This is a genomic window from Deltaproteobacteria bacterium (genome assembly GCA_015233135.1).
Lineage (GTDB): Bacteria > UBA10199 > UBA10199 > JADFYH01 > JADFYH01 > JADFYH01.
The window spans coordinates 21,129-41,987 of sequence record JADFYH010000027.1; the positions used below are offsets into that span (position 1 = coordinate 21,129).

Below are 20,859 nucleotides of genomic sequence, written 5' to 3' on the forward strand. Positions count from 1 at the left end.
AACAAATGAAGCCGTTCAAAAAACTTCTAGCAATCGCTATCGCCTTGGCATTTGTATTCACCGCTTATTTTCCCTTAGCAGACGCTCATCGCAGCAGGCACCACCATCGACACTATCGGCCTTATCCTTATTATCGCTATTCCCCCCGACACCCTCATCGACCTTATTATAGGCCTTATGGCGAACGCAGACACTGGGATCACGACAGAGATAGACGCCACGATTGGCGTTGATCCTAAATACGTAGCCCCGTATTAGGACTCAAAAACTCCCAATAAGAATTTCTGAAAAATTTTCTCAGCAGGCAAAGGAACGCTTTTGAGATGCATGTCCCCTTCTGCCAGCTTCGAGTAAAGTCGAATGAGTTTTTTCCAACTGAGTTCTGCTGCTTGAGTGGCATATTCTGAAAATCCAAAGGGTGGAATTTTTAATTGCTGGCAAATATCGCTTTGAGAGGCTCCGTGGCGTTGAAGCAGTTTTGTTTTAAGAACAATACGAAAATGCCGGGCCAATAAACCCATCAATTTTACAGGCGCTTCCCCTTGTTTTAATATTTTTTCGAGCAGCCCAAAGCAAAGCCCCAGGTTTCCTTGGACCAGGTTTTCTTGGGATAGACTGCGAGTAAAAGCAAATACGTTTTTTTCTGAAGTTTCACTCAGTAAGGCATGGATATCTTCGGCTTCAATTCGTTTTTTATCTTGAGTAAACAGAGCAAGCAGCTCCAATTGCCCCAAGGCAAATGCGAGGTCGTCACCGATTAAATCAAAAATCAGTCGCGCGTTGTCCAAGCTGATTTCTTTTCCTTCTTTCCTGGCGGCCTGAATTAAAAATTGCGGCAAATCGCGGGGTTTAGGCTTCAAACACTCAATAGCCATCAAGGAGCCTTGAGCCTGCTTATTCAACTCCTTATAAAGAGTTTTATTTGCACAAGAGATATAAAGACAGGCCCCTTCATTATCTTTTTGAATGGGAATTATTTTTTCCCAATCGTTTTTTTTAAATTTCTCGGCATTTTGAATACGAATGAGTTTATAACTTGAAAAAAAAGAAAAAGAATTCAGCTCATTGAGAAGGGCCTCCACACCCATTTCGGAGGCATCAAAAGAGAGGTCTTCAAATTCGTTTTTTTCTTTTTTTAATTCCGAGCGCAGCTTTGCCAAGGCCTGATCGGCCAGATAAGGATCTTCGTTGAGAATGAGGTAAATGCTATGCATTTATTTCACCACCAGATTCAAAATCTTCCCCGGCACAAAAATCACTTTTACAATTTGTTTCCCTTCTAATTGCGAAGCCACCTTCGCTTCTTTTAGAGCAATTGTTTGTACAAGGTCCTGTTTGGCGCCCACAGCGACTTCCAAATTAGCCCTGAGTTTCCCATTTACCTGGATACTGATATTTTGAGTGCTGCTCTCCAAGGCTTTTGCATCAAAGGTTGGCCAGGTTACATTAGCGAGTTCGCTTCTTTCTCCAAACTTTTCCCATAACTCTTCTGCAAAATGGGGAGTAAATGGAGAAAGCATCAAAATAAAATCACGGGTAAAATCTTTCAAAAAAACAGACGAATTTTTTTTGAGATAATCTTGAAGTACATTGGTCAATTCCATGATGGCTGCAATGGCAGTATTAAATTGAAAGCGTTCAAGATCCTCTCCCACTTTTTTGAGCGTTTGATGAAATTTTCGTTTTAGTTTTTTAGTCTCCTGTTCGTCCTCCAGGCCCTGCTTGAAACCACCCTCAATCAGGTCCCCCAACAAATTCCAAACCCGATTCAAAAATCGAAAGGATCCTTCCACGCCTTGATCATTCCAATCCAAATCTTTTTCGGGAGGAGCGGCAAACAATGAAAACAAGCGGGCTGTATCGGCACCGTATTTATCGATGAGATAATTAGGATCAACTACATTTCCCTTCGACTTACTCATCTTGGCGCCATCTTTAATCACCATGCCTTGGGTCAACAGATTTTTGAAGGGTTCTGAAATTTTGAGATAGCCTAAATCGCGCAACACTTTGGTATAAAAACGCGAATAAAGAAGATGCAAAACCGCGTGCTCAATTCCGCCGATGTATTGATCTACCCCTTCACCCTCACCCTGCCCTCTCCCCTCAAGGGAGAGGGGATTACTGCCGCTCCTCTCATGTTCTTCTTCCCTCTTCCCTCTTCCCTCTTCCTTTCCCCCTCCCCCCATCCAATATTCCACAGCCTTTGGATCAAAGGGCCCCTGCTCACAATGCGGCGAGGTGTAGCGCAAAAAATACCAGGACGATTCCATAAAGGTATCCATCGTGTCACTCTCACGCCGTGCGGGCCTTTGACATTTGGGGCAAGTGGTGTGGATAAAACTTTCAATTTTTTTCAAGGGCGACCCACCTTCCCCTGTAAATTCCACATCCAAGGGAAGCCTTACTGGAAGCTGATTTGCTGGAACAGGAACTATCCCGCAAGCATCACAATGAATCATGGGGATCGGAGCACCCCAATAACGCTGACGGGAAATTCCCCAATCGCGCAGCTTGTAGCTGATTTTTTGTTGGCCCATTTTTTTTTCTTCGAGATGTTGGATGATGGCGAGTTTGGCGTCTTCGCTAGGAAGCCCTGTAAATTGGGCACTGTGGATGAGGATGCCGGGATCGGTAAAGGCTTGTGCTAAACTTGTCCCCTCATCCGCCCTACGGGCACCTTCTCCCCCAAGGGGAGAAGGGATTTCTTTACTACTTTTTCCTTGAGCATTATCCCCTCTCCCCTTGGGGGAGAGGGTCAGGGTGAGGGGTTCAATCACTTGCTTAACCACTAGCCCATACTTCTTCGCAAACTCAAAATCTCGCTCATCGTGCGCAGGGACCGCCATCACCGCACCGCTGCCATATTCCATCAATACAAAATTTGCGGCATAGACAGGAATTTTTTCTCCCGTCAGCGGATGCAGGGCGTAAAAGCCCAAGAACAGACCCTCTTTTTCATAATCTCCAGCGAGTTTTTTCTCTCGATCAATCTTGCGATTTTTTTCTCGAAGCGTTGAAAGCTTTTTTAGTAAAGTTTCCTCTTTTACCTGCTGAGCAATCAAAGGATGATCCAAAGCTAGAGACAGAAAAGTAACGCCGTACAAGGTATCCGGACGAGTAGTAAAGACCTCAATTTTTTGATCCGAATTTTCTAAGGTAAATTGCAGCGTAGCCCCAACACTTTTTCCAATCCAATCCCGTTGCATCGTGAGGACTTTTTCAGGCCAACCTTTTAGTTTGTAAGTATCCTGCAAAAGCTCTTCGGCATAAGCAGTAATTTTAAAAAACCATTGTTCCAAAGGACGCTGAGTCACGGTTGTATCACAGCGCCAGCAAGCGCCCTGCTCTACTTGTTCGTTCGCCAAAACGGTTTGGCATTTTTCACACCAATTCACGAGGGAATGCTTTCGATAGGCAAGCCCCTTCTCATACATCTCGGTGAATATTTTTTGTTCCCAACGATAATAGTCGGGGCGACAAGTAGCAACTTCCCTCTCCCAATCGATAGAAAATCCCATCTTCTTCAATTGCTCCCGCATGTAGGCCATGTTGGAATCGGTCCACTTTACGGGATGAGTTTTATTTTGAATCGCAGCATTTTCGGCGGGCATCCCAAAGGCATCCCAACCCATGGGATGCAACACGTTGAAACCCTTCATACGCTTGTAGCGCGCCACCACATCCCCAATGGTATAATTGCGCACATGCCCCATGTGGATTCGGCCCGAGGGATAGGGAAACATTTCAAGGAGATAATATTTAGGTTTTTTGGGGTCTTCAAGCACTTGAAAAGTTTTGTGCTCTTGCCAATGCTTTTGCCACTTGGATTCGACAGCCTTTGGATTGTAAGGATTTTGCATGGTGCTGATGTTTTTATCGGCACTTAGGGAACTTGTCTAGGGGAGATTGAAAGATGTTTACAGCTGTCCTGGTTTCTCCCAAATCCAAGCGTATTCGATCGGATCCATCCGGAAGTTGGGCAATTGGAGTAGGGCTTTGCATTACTGCACTCCTCGCTCTTCCTGCGACAAACGCAGTTAAGGCGCCCACACCTAAAGTGGCAAGTATGCTTAATAAAGAATTCCCAGCAGGTGTGTTGCCAGATACAGAGGAAGATTCTGTTCTGTCTTCTGCCTCCTCTTCATCACTACACATGCTTCTTAAATTTTCGAGAAGTTTCTTGCTCAAATGATCAAGATCTTCTTCCATGAGAAGAAGATCGACAATCTCCGCAAACTCAGTCGCAGTACGGCCTAAACTGGGGAACAAGCCTATTAATAATCGTGAGGCAGTTTTTCTGTCTTTTGCCTTTTTGTCTTTGTTTGTTAAAAACTGTAACAATTCCGAAAAAAGCCTTATCGTTGCATTTTTATCTGTAGGAAATATTGCTCCATCTCCTTGTTGAATGATTCTCTCCACCAAGGGAATTTGTTCAGAGTCCGTCTCTCTCGACCAAAACACTTCACGATTGTTCCCCTGTATACAAAGCACAAAATCGACTTCGGGATCGTGTCTGGCGATATTACCGAATCCTGCAGCAAGCCCCATTAACAGTTGATTTGCCGTGATAGGACTACGAACGCCCAAATCCAATTGAATCAACCAGGCCTTGCGAGATTCGTGTTCGCCTTCGTTGATAGCCACAACACCTCGCCACAAGCCATTCACGATAATGCGCGCGATCTGCTTCCCTGGACATCCTGTGATCAGCATTCGATCGAGGGCGTTTTCTTCACAAAAAACCACAGCCACATTTTGATCTGCAATTTCAAATTGAAAGGATTGAGGTGTTTTAATGTGGCGACCAGAATGTTCAAGAGCCCCCTGCATTCGATCTTGTAATTGTGCCCATGAAAAAGCACCATAAGCTGCAAAAGCCAGATAGGCCTCTCTCAGAGAAACAGGATCATCCGATCGAATATGTTTTTTCCCATAAGCATAAGGGATAGCGATTTCTACAAGATTCTCTAAAAATCCCGGTCTTCCGCCTCAAGATAGGCTCTCACAGTCTCAGGATGGTCTAAGGGCAAACCTGCCTGGTAATAAGCATAAAAAATCTGAAAGGCAGAGTCTGGATGAGCTGCGGCGTAGCCTGCAACATCAATATGAGAACAGCCCCTCAACTCAATTTTAAAGATCGATAAAAACTGAGGCACTTCAGGAGCGGCAGCTGCCAAAAGATGTTCTATCCATGGGAAAAAGACCTTGAGACAGCGGTAAAGCCTTGAACGCGTTAATCGGTCACGCAATTCTGGGCGCTGTAAGTAAATTTCTTCCAGCCTTGGCAAGAGATGGAAATACTCTTCTTCCGATAGAACCGGGCCTTTGAATTCTTCCAAAAAAGTTAAAAGTTCTTCGGGTCCGGTTAGGGCATCCAACAATAGTAAACGCCCTTCTCTAAAGGGCGAATCTTTAAAGGCTGCAGAAAAAACTATTGCCCAAAGCCCGGAAAGAAATCCCATCAAATAAGCACGGCCATAATAGCGTTCTCTTTTGTCCAATTCTAAAAGTGTTAACCAAAACTCTACCACGGGCTTTGCATCAGTCTCTGACCAATGGATGTGTTGAAGCAGATGAAGATAAGGATTATTTTCAGAATGATCCTCCAAAAATATTCGTCTTAGCATTCCCCCTTTATCTGCCTGAGGAATAAGCTCGCGAATAAGCAGTTCAAGCTCCGAAGTTCTTCTATGATCTACTATATTAGCAATGAATTTTTGGATACTAGTACGAAAATCGGGGTCAAATCTTGGCTCTAATAAAACAGCTTTCAAAGTTTCTTTACATTCCTCCCAACGAGATACACTGAGTAAGTGGAGCAGTTTTGAAAAATGTTTTTTAAATAGATTGCAAGCAACCCCTCTACATTTTTCATTGTAAGCGGTATTCTTCCAGTACGCGTACAAGGCTTTCATAGAACTTACGAACTCAGCATTCCGACCACCGATCAATTGATCCATCAGCATTTCTTCTAAGCGCCCGCGGGCCGCCTTTGCCCGCGCTTCTTCTACTCCTCTACGCCGATCCTCTTGTTCACTAGGGGCCCTATAGAAACCCTCTGAATCTTCATCCTCATAATGAGGCGCAGTTGCCATGGCAGCTATCCTGCCAAGTTCTTCTAATATGGCTTCCAAATTAGCTCCAAACTTTGAAAGACAAGCTAAATAAAGCCGTATTAAAAAACCCGGTCCCAATCCATCATTAGAATAGAGAACTACAACTGAATTTAGAATTTTGGCCAAGGCAAACACTTCCGGAGAGCCTACCTGAAGACGAGGCAAGAGGGCTTCGGCAATATGAAAAGCCGCACTTTGTTTAATAGTAGCATCACGCAGGCTTGACAGGAAAAGTTCAAGAGCAAATATTTGTTCCTCTGTACTCTTCAAAACAGCAGTAGCCTGCAGAAAAGCGTTTGTAATTCTCCAATGGGGAATACCCGCCCTAACTAGACCCTCTACGAGAAGACGAACATTATGTGCACGAGGATCCGAAGCATCCATGGCACGAGGTGATAATTCCAAAGAATGAGCTGAAGAAACAAGTTGGAGCAAAGTCCCTCTCACATCCCCATATTCCTCTGCTCCTACTGCAATAGGCATCACATGAGGTTCTTCTTCCGAGGGATGTACATTATCGTTAGCAGGCTCATCCCCTTGGCCGGGAAAGATTTCGTTGGAGGCAGGGGTGCTGAGATAAGTTTGAAGAGAATGGGCCCCCGATTCCTCGGGGGAGACGGGTACTGCAATAGAATTCTGCAAGGCCCAGTGATGCATCTGCGGTGAAAAGTGATGCAGGGGTTTTGAAGTGGCGTCTCCTAGCAGTTCTCCCAAGGCATTGGCCGTTAAGCCATAAGCCATGCGCCTGAGAGTGAGGTGACTTAAATCGGTTGTTTCATATCCTGCAATTCGTCTGAGGGCAGCAAACTGCCCACTGAAATATTCGGCACCCACATCGCTGCCAAATTCTGCGACCGCCCAGGAAGCCCTCACTGCTCTTGAAGAAGTTTCTGTGATGCCGAGTTTTGTCCCCAGACTTCCCATCCCATAAGAAACCAGACTGCACACCAGCGCATCGTAGCCAGCCTGCCCCAAATCCGCCGCCATTTCGCCGCTGAAATTTTCATGGTTAATCGTCAGCCGATAAAGCAACTGCAAACCGCTTTGGCTGCTGGCATTCACCAGACCGGAAATAAGACCCAGGGCAAAATTTTGCCGTGCTCCCGCCCATACTGCCAAGGCAGAGGCCGCCATGCCACTTAACGCCGAAGCCAAATTGAAGATTGCTCCCCAGCGCTCCAATCCATTACGGGCAAAGAAAAAAGTGCTTTGACGAAAAGTAGCATCCATTTCCATAAAACCATCGAGGGTATCAAAAGTATGACGCAGCTCTTGTACTTGCGAGCGCAGACCCGAAGACAAATTTCTTTCTTCGAGCGCAATCAAAAGCGACTGCACCAAGGCCAGGTCTTGTTGCGCACGGGGTAAGGCTTCGTTGTGGGCATGAAAAAAAGGGAGATTTGCAAAAAGGCGAGAGACATAATCGCGACCAAAGCCCTGGGCCTGATTTCGATGCAAAAGCGCCGCAATGTGACCAAGAATATTTTCATTGGACTGAGATAAAATCTGCCCCAGCTCATTTGCATCCGCAGGCACACGAGGATGATCGAGCGTACTTTGAGGGTGACGCAAAGAAGCAAAATCATTCCCGCGTAGTGTTGTAATATTGGAATGGACCACAAACAGCTCCTCCTCTGGTTTGGGAACTTATCGATTGTTTGAGGAATTAGTTGCTAAAAAAAATTGATCCCGATAATCATTCCAAATGAAGAATTCTCATCTCATTAATAAATAAGGATATTTATGTGTGGAATTGTCGGCTATATCGGCAAACAAAGTGCAGCAGATATCATCTTTGACGGCCTTACCCGTCTGGAATATCGCGGTTACGATTCGGCAGGGATTGCCACCCTGCATCAAAATAAAACAGAAATCTGCCGTGCTGAGGGAAAACTGAAGCAACTGAAAAGCAAACTGCAAAAAAATGCACTGCCAGGAAATGTAGGCATTGGACACACCCGCTGGGCGACTCATGGAAAACCGAATGAACAGAATGCGCATCCGCATCATTATGGCCTGTTTACGGTAGTCCACAATGGCATCATTGAAAATTATCTGGAGCTCAAAGAAGCACTGCAAAAAAAGAAACATGTTTTTTCTTCGGATACCGATACCGAAATTTTAGCCCATCTGATGAATGAAGAATTTCAACAAACCAAATCCAGTTTTAAAGCACTGCAAAATATTTTGAAGCGGGTGCGAGGTTCTTACGCCCTGGCGATTTTAAATGAAAAAGAAACGCAGCAAGTTTTGGTCGCCCGTAACCAAAGCCCGCTGGTCTTGGGTGAAGGCCTTGGAGAGAATTTTATCGCCTCGGACGTGCCTGCCCTGCTCCCTTACACGCGAGAAGTTATTTTTTTGAAGGATGGAGAAATCGCAGTCCTTCAACCCGATAAAATTGAGGTGTTTAATAACGAGGGACACACCGTCAATTTTGAGACGAAGCATATCGATTGGAGTCTGACCCAGGCCGAAAAAGAAGGCTACAAGCATTTCATGCTGAAAGAAATTTTTGAGGGCCCCCGCGCCTTCATCGATACCTTGCGAGGTAAAGTGCCCGCCGATCACAGCGAAATTCTACTCGAGGATTTCAAAAAAACCATCGATCAATATCCACCTGAACTTATTTATCTGGTGGCCTGTGGAACCAGTTATCATGCAGCCTTGGTCGGAAAATTTTATTTGGAAAAATGGGCCAGAATTCCTGTAGTGGTGGATGTGGCTTCCGAGTTTCGATATCGAAAACCAATATTAAATTCCAAAACTTTATTAATAGTGATCTCTCAATCGGGAGAAACCGCAGATACCCTCACCGTAGTAAAATCTGCAAAATTGCAAAAAGCGCCGGTGTACGCCATCTGCAATGTTTTAGAATCGAGCATTGCCCGTGAAGCGAATGGAGTTTTTTACACGCATGCAGGCCCTGAAATTGGGGTAGCGGCCACCAAAACTTTTTTGACTCAGCTGCAGGCCTTGCTCTTGGTTTCACTTTGCTGGGCCGATCATCAAAATAAAATTTCAAAAGAGGCATTAAAAACCATCTTGCAAGAAACTGCAGAACTTCCCCAAAAAATGGAATTGGTTTTAAAACAAGCAGAGGAAATTAAAAAATTAGCCTTGCATTACATGAATTCAAATTTGTTTTTATTTATTGGGCGCGGCCTACTTTACCCCATCGCCTTGGAGGCGGCACTGAAGCTTAAGGAGATTTCTTACATTTTTGCCGAAGGCTATGCGGGCGGCGAACTCAAGCACGGCCCTATTGCCATGATCGATCAGGGAACTCCGGTCATTGCCTTGGTTCCTCAGGACGAAAGCTATGAAAAAATGAGTTCGAATATTCAGGAAGTGCTGGCACGCGGTGCGGAAGTCTTGGCGATTTGTAATGAACAAGAAAAATCTTTGAAACAAAAATGCAAAGCGGTAATTGAAATACCAAAAACGCTAGATCTTTTTTATCCCCTGCTTGCAATTATTCCTTTGCAACTCTTCGCGTATCACATTGCCAACGAAAAAGGGCACGATGTAGACCAGCCGAGAAATTTGGCGAAGAGTGTAACGGTGGAGTAATAGCTTCTTGACGAAGCTGAAAATTATAATGCAAATGATAAATAGGAGAAATTTTATGGCAATGACCCTTCATTTTGAACCAGAACTTCAAAAAAAAATTGATCAATGGGCAAAGAGTAACCAAATGAGCAAAAGTCAAGTTATCAAACGGGGCTTAGAATTGCTTTTTGGTATCTCTATTGTCAAAAAAAATAAAAAAAGTGCCTACGAAATCTACTTAGAAGCTATCAAAAAATATGGCCCACTTGAAGGTAGTGGAAAATCCGACCTGGGAACCAACTCAAAAAAATATATTAGGGAGTTTTTTGATGAACACAGCGAACATTCTCCTCGATACAGGACCTCTAGTCGCCTTACTCGATCCAAACGATCAAAACTTTCAAAAAAACAGACGTCTTCTTGAGTTCAATAATTTCATCTACCGAACAACCTTTCCTGTAATTTGTGAAGTCATTTATTTGCTTAGGAAAAATTTAAAAAATATAGATATTTTATTCAGCTGGATAAAAGAAGAAGGAATAATTCTTGAAAACCTTTCCATAGCAAATTTACTGGAGTGCCAAAGTTTAATGAAGAAGTATAAAAATGTCCCAATGGATTTTGCAGATGCTTCATTGGTTTGTATTGGAAACTCTCTTGGAATTAATCAAATCTTAAGCTTCGATTCTGATTTTGATATCTACAGATTAAAAAGCGGTAATTTTTTTAAAAACCTCATCTAATAATGAATTCCCAGTCCCTAGTCGCAAAACTCAACCCTCCCCAACAAGAAGCCGTACTCCACACTGAGGGCCCACTGCTTGTATTTGCCGGTGCTGGATCAGGGAAAACTCGCGTCCTTACTCATCGTATTGCCTATTTGATCCAAGAAAAAGGAGTGAGCCCCTGGAACATTTTTGCGGTCACCTTTACCAACAAAGCCGCCGGGGAAATGAAAGAGCGCATTGGACATCTACTCGGCTCACGAGCGGATGATGTCTGGATTTCCACCTTTCATTCTTCGGGTGTAAAAATCTTGAGGAGGCATGCCGAAAAAATCGGGCTGGGGCCCTATTTCACTATCTTTGACGATAGCGATCAAATGACTCTCATCAAAGAGGCCTTGGAAACACTCAATATCAATCCGAAGATTTATAGCCCGCGCAGTGTTCAGGCAAAAATAAACAATGCGAAAAATGAACTTATCTCGCCTGAAAACTATAGCAAAAAATATAATGATTTTTTTGATGAAAAGGTCGCCCAGGTTTACAGCTGGTATGAAGAAAAGTTGCGCAAAAATAATTCCGTCGATTTTGGAGACCTACTCTTATTGCCCGTCCGACTTTTTGAACAACATCCCGAGATTTTAAAACTGTATCAAGATCGTTTTCGCTATCTTCTGGTGGATGAATACCAAGACACCAACCATGCCCAATACCGTCTCATCAAACTGCTTGCACAAGCTCATCATAATTTATGTGTCGTGGGAGATGACGATCAATCCATCTACCGCTGGCGGGGGGCGGATATTAAAAATATTCTGGATTTCGAGCTCGATTTTAAAGATGCCACGGTCATCAAGCTGGAACAGAATTATCGCTCCACTCAAACGATTCTCAAAGCCGCTCATGCAGTGGTCAACCAAATTGAGGGAAGACGCCCCAAACAGCTTTGGACCGAAAATGACGAAGGTGAAAAAATTACGCTCTTCACTTCTAAAAGTGAAAAAGGGGAAGCGTCATTTGTAGTCCAGAAAATTAAGGAGACTAGTGAAAGAGAAAATATTTCTCTCAATCAATTCGCCCTCTTTTACAGAACCAATGCACAGTCGCGGGTGTTTGAAGATGAACTGCGCAAGCACAATCTGCCTTATATCATCGTCGGAGGAACCCGCTTTTACGACCGACTCGAAATTAAAGACATGCTGGCTTATTTGTATATCATTTCAAATCCTCAAGATAGTCTTCATCTCAAACGAATTATCAATGTGCCAGGCCGTGGCATCGGAAAAACAAGTATTGAAAAATTGGAGAGCCTTGCGAGCGCACGTGGCCTCAATCTTTTTGACGCACTGTCTTTCCCTCAGGAAGCAGGCATCGCCGGGAAGACTGCTCAGGAAGTTTTGAAATTTTTGGAATTATTAAAAACTTTAAGAACAAGCTTAGAAGATCAGAATCTGTCATCTCGATCCGCAACGCCGGAGAGAGATCCCGTTGGTCTTCCACTTGCATCCACTGGATCTCTCGCTTCACTCGAGATGACAAACAATAAAAAACTTTCAGAATGGGTAAAGAGTTTAATGGAAGCTACAGGCTATATTGCAGAACTCAAAGCCGAGAAAACCATTGAAGCCGAAAGTCGTCTCGAAAATTTACAAGAACTTTTGAGCGTAGTCGCCGATTTTGAAATTTCTAATCCTCAAGGAACACTCAGTCACTTTTTGGAACAAATCACCCTCGCTTCTGATCTGGATAAAATGGAAGACGGCAAAGGCGTGCTCCCCTTGATGACTCTGCATTTGGCAAAAGGACTGGAATTTAATTATGTCTTTTTAGTGGGCCTGGAAGAAGGTCTATTTCCTCACACGCGCTCCTTTGAAAGCCCCGAAGAAATGAATGAAGAACGCCGGCTGATGTATGTAGGGATGACCCGAGCCAAAAAAGAATTATTTATGAGTCATGCTCAAACACGACTTTTGTATGGAAGGGAACAGTGGAATCTCCCCTCACGATTTTTGGAAGACGTCCCCAAAAACTTACTCCATCTTCAAGAGGAACAGGCTACGTCTTCAAGAAGTGGAATGGGGAATCATACGGTGGACAACAGCTCATCCGCTTCCGCTACCAATAGTGACAATCCTTACCAAGTCGGACGAAAGGTAAAACACCCTATTTTTGGTTTTGGGACTATTAAAGTTTTTGAGGGAAATGTCAGTGATGCCAAGCTGACGGTGTTGTTTCAAAATGGGGAGTTGAAGCGATTACTGGTGAAGTATGCGAATTTGCAGTTGATGTAGAAAGATTTGTTATTTTTCAACCACTGTCGACTAGAAGTCGACAGACTCCACTTGGATTAGAAATCCCCTCCCCCTTGAGGGGGGAGGGTTAGGGAGGGGGTGACATTTGATTCAATTTGATTCCACCAATATCACCCTCACCCTGCCCTCTCCCCTCGAGGGAGAGGGGAAGAATTAGTTTGTCAATAACGCTCAATGATACCCCCCTCCCCCCATATTCTCTGTCCCTACTTCGGCACCTGCGGTGGCTGCAGTTACCAGCATTTGCCCTATGCAGAAGAACTTCGCTTCAAAGAAGAAGAACTGAAAGCTCTTTTTTTGAAAGAAGATTTTCAAATTACCGAGTCTACCTTTCTACCGATTCTTCCCTCGCCCAAAGAATATCACTACCGTCATCGACTCGACATCAGCCTGAGAAAAGACAAAAGACGAGAATACTTTTTCGGATTTGTTAGCGAAGCCCCCAAAAGAATATTAGCGATTGAAAGCTGTGCCATTGCGATGGAACAACTTTCAGACTTCATTCCTCAGCTACGAGAAGCAGCTATTGCCAGACTTCCCGCCAATTACAAGATTGCCAGCATCGTGGCAAAAGTGAGTGAAGAGGGTAAAATTTATTGGGGAGGCATTGGAAGAAAATCACTCGTTCAAAAACCGGAAGATTATCTCTTTACTGAAGTTGAAGGACAAAAAATCTATTTTTCTCTCTCCACTTTTTTTCAGGCCAATTTTTCCATTTTGAGTCCTCTCTATAAAAAACTTTTAGAATTGCAAAATTGGAATTCCGAAACCCTTTTTCTGGATTTATATGGCGGCGTAGGGCTTTTTTCTATTTTAATGGCCAGGCATATCAAAGAGGTTTGGATGATTGAAGAACATCCCTATTCCATTGGGCTGGCGAAATATAATCAGGAACAGCATCAGATGAAGAGCTGGAAAATAATTGAAGGCCGTGTAGAAGATTTACTTGAAAATTTATTACAGAAAGCAGATTTAACTAATACAGTGGCTTTGGTAGACCCCCCTCGAAAGGGGCTTCATGAGCAGGCCGCAAATTGCCTGGCTCAATCGAGCTTGAAAACCCTGTTTTATCTTTCTTGTCATCCTGTGAGCCTCATTCGAGATCTAAAAATCTTGATTCAGGCAGGATGGCAGATAGACAAAATTTTTCCCTGTGATTTTTTTCCAAAGACCCATCATTTGGAAACCTTGGTAAAGTTGGAGAGATGGCAGAGTGGTTGATTGCACCGGTCTTGAAAACCGGCGTGCCTGAAAAGGTACCGAGGGTTCGAATCCCTCTCTCTCCGTATGTTACAGATTGTCAGCGAAAACAAAGCCGTTACTCCCGAATATGAAAAAGCCCTGGATACCTTTATTCAGGCTGCCGGAAAAATATCGGCCAATATGCTGGGGATGGTGAGTAAGGTGGGAGGGCAAATTTATGCCCTGCTTTTTCTTTCTTCCAAACCCCTTTCACTGGATGAGATTGCAGACCATCTCAAGACCAGCAAATCGAATGTGAGCATCAACATTCGTTTGTTAGAAAAATGTAAGCTGGTTCAAAAAGTTTGGGTGAAAGGCACTCGCAAAGATTATTACGAGGCCAAGAGGGAATATCCCAAACAAGTGTTCCGAGATTTTTTTGATCGCTTGCGAACCGGGGTGGATGAAAGCATTCGCATTATCAATAAGTGTAAAAACCTTTTTCAGAAAATAGAGAATAGCAAAGCAACAGCTCCCGAAGACTTGAGTTTTCTATTGAACCAACTAAAAATTCTTTCCACCTTTTACGAAGGCGCCAGCCGGGTGTTTGAGAATTTTTATCAAGGGAAGTCCGTGGACATTGAGCTCATCCGCAAAATCATTTTTGAGGATTAGTAACTTAGATAATCTCTAAAGAAACCCTTGGCCTTGCTTTCCTTTCCATCCACCAAGGTAAGCTCCCAAGTATAGGGTTCCAGATCTTTGCTTTCAGGAAAAAAAATAATAGGAGCTGGCCAATGTTTGATATAAAAACGAATAGTAAGGTGTATGTTTGCCTTTTCCGAAACCGGAGAAAGGGCTTTTCTTTTCTGCAACCAAGGGCTCGAATGAACTTCTGCAACTACCTGGGCCGTGTAATCTTCTTTCCCATCCTGTTTCCAATTGAAAAATTGAATATCAACTCCGCTGATCCAGTCTGGATATTGTTTTTTCTCTTGTTCTTTGCGAAAACCGACTTCCGGGGTTTCAACGAGGTGAAAAATCTGCTGGGCAAGTTCTGGACTTTCTAAAATAACCCTTTCAGAAAATTTCTTTCCACTTTCCTGATAAGCATTTCCTAAAAAATTACAACCGGATATAAATAGAGCCACTAAAAAGAAGGAAAGAAAACTATAAGATTTTATTTTGCAATGCTTATAGTAGAGGTTGTCCATTTGTACACTCCATCCTAGATATAAAAAAAAGTTAAAAAAAATGCCCCGATAAATCGAGGCATTTTTATTAAGGCAAAAAGGGAATTACTGCTCAACCACATTAAACTCCGAACGCCTGTTCTGCGCACGACCTGCTTCAGTTTTGTTATCTGCAATAGGACGGGTTTTACCGTATCCAACCGCTTCAAGACGACTTGTATCCACTCCCTTGGAAACCAGATACGCTACAGTGGAATTTGCACGACGCTGAGAAAGTTTCTGGTTATAAGCTTCACTCCCAATGGCATCGGTATGTGATTCAACTCGAATTTTCTTGATTTGAGGATTGGACTTCAACACGGAAGCCACATCGTCAAGAATAGCCATCGATTCTTTTTTGATATCCGACTTGTCAAAGTTGAAATAGATCACCTTATCGATCACGATTTTTTTGATTTCTTTTTTGACAGGAGGGGGAGGCGCTTCTTCGCTATTATGATGGGTATAATTCAAACCCAGGAAAGTCCTAAAATCCGGCGTTCCCACACCCAAGGTCAAACCAGCACCGCCACCCACAGTGACATCCAAATTAGGAGTGGCATGAATCCGAACAGCTCCACCTACTTCAGCGGGGGTTTGAACTTCACTTGAATACAGGTTTTTTACAACCCCCTCTACTTGGCCTTCGGCAATTAAGGAGATTTTATCATGCACTCTCCAGCTCACCCCTAAACCAGCACTTAAGCTATCATTGATGTCAGCCCCACGAATAATCACTTCGTCTTTTACGCGATACCCTACATTCAAACCAATCTTTACCTTTTCATGGGGATCAAAGTCTAAGGCAATCTTTCCACCCCCCGTTACAGTTCCCTGACCAAGAAAGGTCGTAGACTTTCCGGTTGGGAAAGCAACAAAGGGAATTACGGCTAGTTTTACATATTGACTCTTTAGTAAACGGAATTTGAAATCGAGAGCCACATCCCCCAGGTAGAAAGAAGATTCATCCAGGCTGCGCGCCACTGTAGAGGTTAATCCCAGGTAGTTGTAGTATCCCACAGGGACACGCGCCCCAACAGTGAACCAATTGGTAAAACTATAACTGCCCCCAATATCTATAAACACGGTATCGTCCAGCACCCCTGCACTACGGGTCCCCCCTGTGGTTCCGAGCTCCAAAGGATGATGGGCCCAATCGATATAAAATCCTGTATTCCACTCACCAGCAGGACGCAATTCAGCATCATAAAGAGTTATAAATTTGGACGAATCTACTGCGGGCTTGAAGTTGATGGCATCAAACACAGACACCAATTCCGCCTTTGCGACGGATGACACGGACATCAAGATCGCCAGAGCAAATACCTTGAGTTTGTTCTTATGTTTCATGCTTTTTCCTCCTTGAAAAAAATGCAAATTATAAATGTGCCTATACTCGGCATACTACTTGTAGAAGGGCTTTACACAGAGTGTCAATCTAAAGTTCCAACTGGGGTTTAATTTTAGCAAACTTTTTTTCTTTTATTCCCTTAATGTGCATTAAATCCTCCAACTTCTTAAAAGCCCCCACTCGCTGGCGTTCTGCAATAATTTTTTCCGCCGTTTTTTCACCAATACCAGGGAGATATCCCAAATCTTTCACTGTGGCTTGATTGAGTTTTATTTTTTCACCTAAACTCAATCGTGCTGGGGCGCTGAGGGAATTAATTTCTTCGGCCCTCTCTTCAGACAAGAGTGGAGAAGATTGGAGGAGGTTTACCCAAGGGTTAGACTCTTTTTTCAGTTTAAAATCCTGCCCAAAAGGATGCACAAAAAAAGGGACAAGATAAGAAAGGGTGAGCACAAAAAGAGACAGGAAGGCCTTGAGGAAAGAAGGATACAATCAGCCCCTCCTTTTTTTAGAGGTATATCGAAGCAACATGTATTCCATGCTATCGACCAGTGCCATCCAGGAGGCTTGAATGATGTTTTCAGAGACTCCCACGGTTCCCCAACGATGGTTTCCATCACTGGATTCGATTAACACCCGCACAATTGAATCTGTTCCCGATCCACTTTGCAAGACCCGTACTTTATAATCGATCAATTTTACTTTTTTAAGCGAAGGATAAAAGCGCTCCAGGGCCCGCCTCAAGGCTTTATCCAGAGCGTTTACTGGACCATGACCCATCGCAGTAGAACTTTCTTTTTGGCCTTCCACTTCGATTTCGATGCTGGCACTGGACAAGGGATTTGCTTCATTCAGTTTTTTTTCATCCACCACCCGAAAACTAATGAGTCTAAAAAAACTTTTATAACTCCCCAAGGCCTTCTTTAGTAGAATCTCGAAAGAGGCCTCGGCCCCTTCAAATTGGAAACCTTTATTCTCAAGCTCCTTCATTTCTTTCAGAAGATTTTTGATTCGCTCATCTTTTGAATCGAGCTTTAATCCAAACTCCTTGGCCTTGTAGACAATATTTGAAACCCCGGACAGATCGGAAACCAGTACACGGCGTACATTGCCTACTGCTTCGGGGTTGATGTGTTCATAAGTCTTTGGATTTTTCATCACTGCACTGACGTGAATTCCCCCCTTATGGGCAAAAGCGGAGTTCCCCACAAAGGCCTGATGGGTGGGAACTTGAACATTCATCAGCTCGGACACAAAATGGGAGGTCTCTCGCAGTTTTTTGAGCGATCTCTCCCCTACGCTTGCATATCCCATTTTGAGTTCCAGATTGGGGATAATCGAAATGAGATTCGCATTGCCGCAGCGTTCACCAATGCCGTTGATGGTGCCATGCACCTGACGCGCCCCTGCCCTCACCGCCGCCAAACTATTGGCTACGCCCAATTCCCCATCGTTGTGGCAATGAATACCCAAAGGGACGTCAAACACTTCTTTCACCTGCGAAAAAATTTCAAACACTTCCTCAGGAAGCCTCCCCCCATTAGTTTCGCAGAGGATGAGCCAGTCTGCCCCTCCTCGAAGAGCAGCTTCCAGGGTTTTTAAGGCATAATCCGGATTGGCCCTGTATCCATCAAAAAAATGCTCGGCATCGTAAATCACTTCCTCCGAATTTTTTTTCAGAAACTGGATGGAGTCTTCAATGAGCTTGAGATTTTCGTGGAGAGAAATTTTTAGGGCTTCTTTGACGTGAAAATCCCAGCTCTTGCCGAAAATAGTAATCACGCTGGCCTTGGAATCAAGCAGCGCCTTTAAATTAGGATCCAGATGCGCGGGGATCGAAGATTTTCGCGTGGAGCCAAAAGCGGTGATTTTTGCTTTCTTGAGCTTGAGCTTTGTCGCTTGCCTGAAGAAATCAAGATCACGAGGATTAGAACCCGGCCAGCCGGCCTCAATATAGTGGACACCCAGCTCATCCAATTTTTTCGCGATGGCGAGCTTGTCTTCTACCGTGAAAGCAACCTCTTCCGCCTGCGTGCCGTCGCGGAGGGTGGTGTCGTAGATTTGGACGAGGTCTTTCATAAGGCAATTGGGATAATGGCTTTATGAAAAAAATGCAATGAGGGAAAACAAAAGAATTTAAGATAAATTTAATGCTTTTTCTCTTCCAAACATTGAAAGGAAAAACTCAATTCTTTTTGGAGAATCTTGAAAATTTTATCGTATGAAAATAATAAGGCAGATTCTCGGCAAGCCGTTAGGGCAATCAATACATCGTTTTGATGTTTACTTTCCTTCCATTTCATTTTTTTCATAAGCTCAGTGGCCTGATTCCACATTTCGCGATCAGGGGCTTCAAAAGTGGGGCAGGCCAAGAAAAACTTTTCCAAATCGGCTTTGGTTTTTGGATGAATCGTTCCCAATAACAGTTCATGTTTTACGAGAGGACAAATCCATACTTCATAAGACTTAAAATAAGACTCGAATTGTGCTTTGGGTAAAACAGGCCTGAAGAAAGTATTCACATAAACGTTGGTATCAAAGAATGCTTTCATCAAAATGCTCCGGCTTGAATTTACCATAGCGTTTCAGATGTTCTTTCATGACTTTTTTTCTTTCAATCTCCTGCAACAAAGTCATGCGAATAATTTCGGAAAGCGAATCTTTGGGATAAATTTGCGTAATGCTTTTGATAATTGTTTTAGGAATACGCAAAGAAACTTTGCTCAATTCTGAATGAATCATAATTTCTCCTTTGTCTTGCGAGGGTAGAGATTTTGTCGGACAAAAGCAAGTATCAAAGGATAAGGGGATTGAAAAAAATTACCTGAAAAATACCGAGAGATGTTGACCTAAAGCAGAACTCCAATAATGAAACATCTAATCGCCAATGTAATTTATTCTCAATTCCCCAATGCGATCGTATCATTTTTCCAAATTCACAGACGCCTAAGGATTCAAAAAATGATCCACCGAAAATCCAAGCAAAGGATACATATAAAAACTATTAGCATCCCCCCTATCATAGAAACCCGCGAAAGAACCTATACCAAAGTGCCCATCGGCAGAAATGGCGCCCATTCCAAATCGAATGCCCAGGCATAAATTTTGGTAAACCAAGTTACGTCGCCCTGTACTGAGATTAAGAACAACAAGCTCCGTAAAAGCATCTTGACGACCAGGCAATGTAGGCCAAGCACCAGGCACCACTCGAGAGTCCTGTGCGCTCATAGCCACACGAGTGCCATCGCGACTGATTCCAGACCCAATATTACCGTAACGCAAAGGGCTTCCATCAGGAGCAGTGCTCACAAGACGCAAACCGCTTCCTTCTTCCCATAAAAAAACACCACCGCCACTAGAAGAAGTAAACAAAACGCGATGGCCAGTGCCTGAAGTAAAGGGCAAAGCAGAGTAGTTTGATGCAGAAGAAATCTGCGAGATATGATACGTCTCCAGATCGGCGAGATAAATTTGCGGAATGGCAGAAGTCACACTCGACATGGCCACAAAGGCCAGACGACGGCCATCTGCACTCAAAGACAACGCAGGCCTATTAAGATCAATCCCATATTCAACACTATTAAAGTAAACATTGGGAAGTGGCAATCGATTCAACCTTCCTGTACGCACATCATACTGAAAAATTCCACCATGAGGATTCGGCTCGCTTGTCAGATCGGTGGCATGGGAAACAAAGTAGAGTCTGGTTCCATCAGAGGAGATCACTCCTGCAACACTTGAATCATTCCCTGCTGTCACTGTAATACGCCTTGGTGAAGCAGGATCTTGCAGATCATAAAGTACAATTTGTTCAGGACCTGCTGCGTGGGGACTCTCCAGCACCACTACATAGCGGCCATCATCGGAGAAGGAGCAGTTTCTAGCATAAGCGTCTTCACGATGAATGACATTCAGGCGAGTGATTGCACCGGTAACACGGTTTAAAATGGCATACCCATCGACATACGGAGAACCGTACCCTGGAATAGGGTCTCTTGCAGGAACCCAGTTCCATTCCTGATAACAAACAAACTCTCCGTTGGGGCCCCCTAAAACAATATTGTTTAAAGGTGTGTTGGGGCGAACAGGGGCCAGAGGCGTAAATGGAGCATAGGTATCGCAGACAGACTGGAATCCAGTATCGCCAGTATCCGAAACCACATCACGATTCCTAGCATCTGTCAGAGCAGCATCTGAACGCGGGGTGGCGTCGGGACTCAGCCCAGCATCTGCATTGGATTCATTCACACCTAAACTGGCTGAACAGCCTACGCCAGGGATCAAATCAAAAATGGAAAAATTCTCCCAACCCCGGGTCCAAAAATTTCTTGAAGGTACTTGGGGGGCTTGAGCATAGCGGTTTGCAGCATTTTGAGAAACATAGGCAGA

General features: G+C 43.9%; 17 protein-coding genes and 1 tRNA gene. 7 read left to right on the forward strand and 11 right to left on the reverse strand.

Annotation, left to right across the window (positions count from 1 at the left end):
- Positions 1-5: 5 nt before the first annotated feature.
- Positions 6-233 carry a hypothetical protein gene (locus HQM15_09150; protein MBF0492934.1) on the forward strand — a complete coding sequence of 76 codons (228 nt, stop codon included), beginning with the start codon at positions 6-8 and terminating at the stop codon, positions 231-233.
- Positions 234-254: 21 nt separating this feature from the next.
- Here HQM15_09150 and holA read toward each other — a convergent pair whose 3' ends face one another.
- The 4 genes from holA to HQM15_09170 all read right to left on the reverse strand — a co-directional run bounded on the left by holA (position 255) and on the right by HQM15_09170 (position 7,739).
- Positions 255-1,214: a DNA polymerase III subunit delta gene (gene holA / locus HQM15_09155; protein MBF0492935.1), complete on the reverse strand. Its 960-nt coding sequence runs from the start codon at positions 1,212-1,214 to the stop codon at positions 255-257.
- Positions 1,215-3,863 (reverse strand): leucine--tRNA ligase, encoded by a 2,649-nt coding sequence (locus HQM15_09160; GenBank protein MBF0492936.1) that lies wholly within the window; start codon positions 3,861-3,863, stop codon positions 1,215-1,217. It abuts the gene before it with no gap.
- Positions 3,864-3,876: 13 nt separating this feature from the next.
- On the reverse strand, positions 3,877-4,833 hold the full coding sequence (locus HQM15_09165) for a hypothetical protein (protein MBF0492937.1): 957 nt from the start codon (positions 4,831-4,833) through the stop codon (positions 3,877-3,879).
- Between the two features lie 137 nt (positions 4,834-4,970).
- The gene (locus HQM15_09170) at positions 4,971-7,739 is read right to left on the reverse strand and encodes a hypothetical protein (protein ID MBF0492938.1); all 2,769 of its coding nucleotides are present in this window, start codon (positions 7,737-7,739) and stop codon (positions 4,971-4,973) included.
- A gap of 123 nt (positions 7,740-7,862) precedes the next feature.
- On the opposite strand from HQM15_09170, the gene glmS reads away from it, so the two are divergent.
- From glmS to HQM15_09200, 6 genes are all read left to right on the forward strand, one after another.
- On the forward strand, positions 7,863-9,689 hold the full coding sequence (gene glmS / locus HQM15_09175) for a glutamine--fructose-6-phosphate transaminase (isomerizing) (GenBank protein MBF0492939.1): 1,827 nt from the start codon (positions 7,863-7,865) through the stop codon (positions 9,687-9,689).
- 236 nt (positions 9,690-9,925) lie between these two features.
- Positions 9,926-10,411, forward strand: coding sequence for a type II toxin-antitoxin system VapC family toxin (locus HQM15_09180; GenBank protein MBF0492940.1), 486 nt, complete (start codon positions 9,926-9,928; stop codon positions 10,409-10,411).
- A 2-nt stretch (positions 10,412-10,413) separates the two neighbouring features.
- Positions 10,414-12,684, forward strand: coding sequence for a UvrD-helicase domain-containing protein (locus HQM15_09185; GenBank protein MBF0492941.1), 2,271 nt, complete (start codon positions 10,414-10,416; stop codon positions 12,682-12,684).
- 195 nt (positions 12,685-12,879) lie between these two features.
- Positions 12,880-13,926 carry a class I SAM-dependent RNA methyltransferase gene (locus HQM15_09190; protein MBF0492942.1) on the forward strand — a complete coding sequence of 349 codons (1,047 nt, stop codon included), beginning with the start codon at positions 12,880-12,882 and terminating at the stop codon, positions 13,924-13,926.
- Positions 13,905-13,991: transfer RNA gene (locus HQM15_09195), tRNA-Ser, on the forward strand. Before HQM15_09190 ends, HQM15_09195 begins: the two co-directional genes overlap by 22 nt.
- Position 13,992: 1 nt before the next feature.
- On the forward strand, positions 13,993-14,562 hold the full coding sequence (locus tag HQM15_09200) for an ArsR family transcriptional regulator (GenBank protein ID MBF0492943.1): 570 nt from the start codon (positions 13,993-13,995) through the stop codon (positions 14,560-14,562).
- On the opposite strand, the gene HQM15_09205 is transcribed toward HQM15_09200, so the two are convergent.
- The 7 genes from HQM15_09205 to HQM15_09235 form a co-directional block, all read right to left on the reverse strand.
- Positions 14,559-15,101 carry a hypothetical protein gene (locus HQM15_09205; protein ID MBF0492944.1) on the reverse strand — a complete coding sequence of 181 codons (543 nt, stop codon included), beginning with the start codon at positions 15,099-15,101 and terminating at the stop codon, positions 14,559-14,561. The two genes, HQM15_09200 and HQM15_09205, sit on opposite strands and share 4 nt — an antisense overlap.
- Positions 15,102-15,185: 84 nt before the next feature.
- Positions 15,186-16,469: an OmpA family protein gene (locus HQM15_09210; GenBank protein MBF0492945.1), complete on the reverse strand. Its 1,284-nt coding sequence runs from the start codon at positions 16,467-16,469 to the stop codon at positions 15,186-15,188.
- Positions 16,470-16,557: 88 nt separating this feature from the next.
- Positions 16,558-16,962: a helix-hairpin-helix domain-containing protein gene (locus tag HQM15_09215; protein MBF0492946.1), complete on the reverse strand. Its 405-nt coding sequence runs from the start codon at positions 16,960-16,962 to the stop codon at positions 16,558-16,560.
- Entirely contained in the window at positions 16,963-18,549 is a 1,587-nt protein-coding gene (locus tag HQM15_09220) for a citramalate synthase (protein MBF0492947.1), read from the reverse strand.
- 68 nt (positions 18,550-18,617) lie between these two features.
- Positions 18,618-19,022 carry a PIN domain-containing protein gene (locus tag HQM15_09225; GenBank protein ID MBF0492948.1) on the reverse strand — a complete coding sequence of 135 codons (405 nt, stop codon included), beginning with the start codon at positions 19,020-19,022 and terminating at the stop codon, positions 18,618-18,620.
- Positions 19,006-19,212, reverse strand: a complete 207-nt coding sequence (locus HQM15_09230; GenBank protein MBF0492949.1) for a hypothetical protein — start codon at positions 19,210-19,212, stop codon at positions 19,006-19,008. The genes HQM15_09225 and HQM15_09230 overlap by 17 nt, the downstream gene beginning before the upstream one ends.
- 204 nt (positions 19,213-19,416) lie before the next feature.
- Positions 19,417-20,859, reverse strand: a 1,443-nt coding sequence (locus HQM15_09235; GenBank protein MBF0492950.1) for a hypothetical protein, incomplete at its 5' end; no start/stop codon positions are given.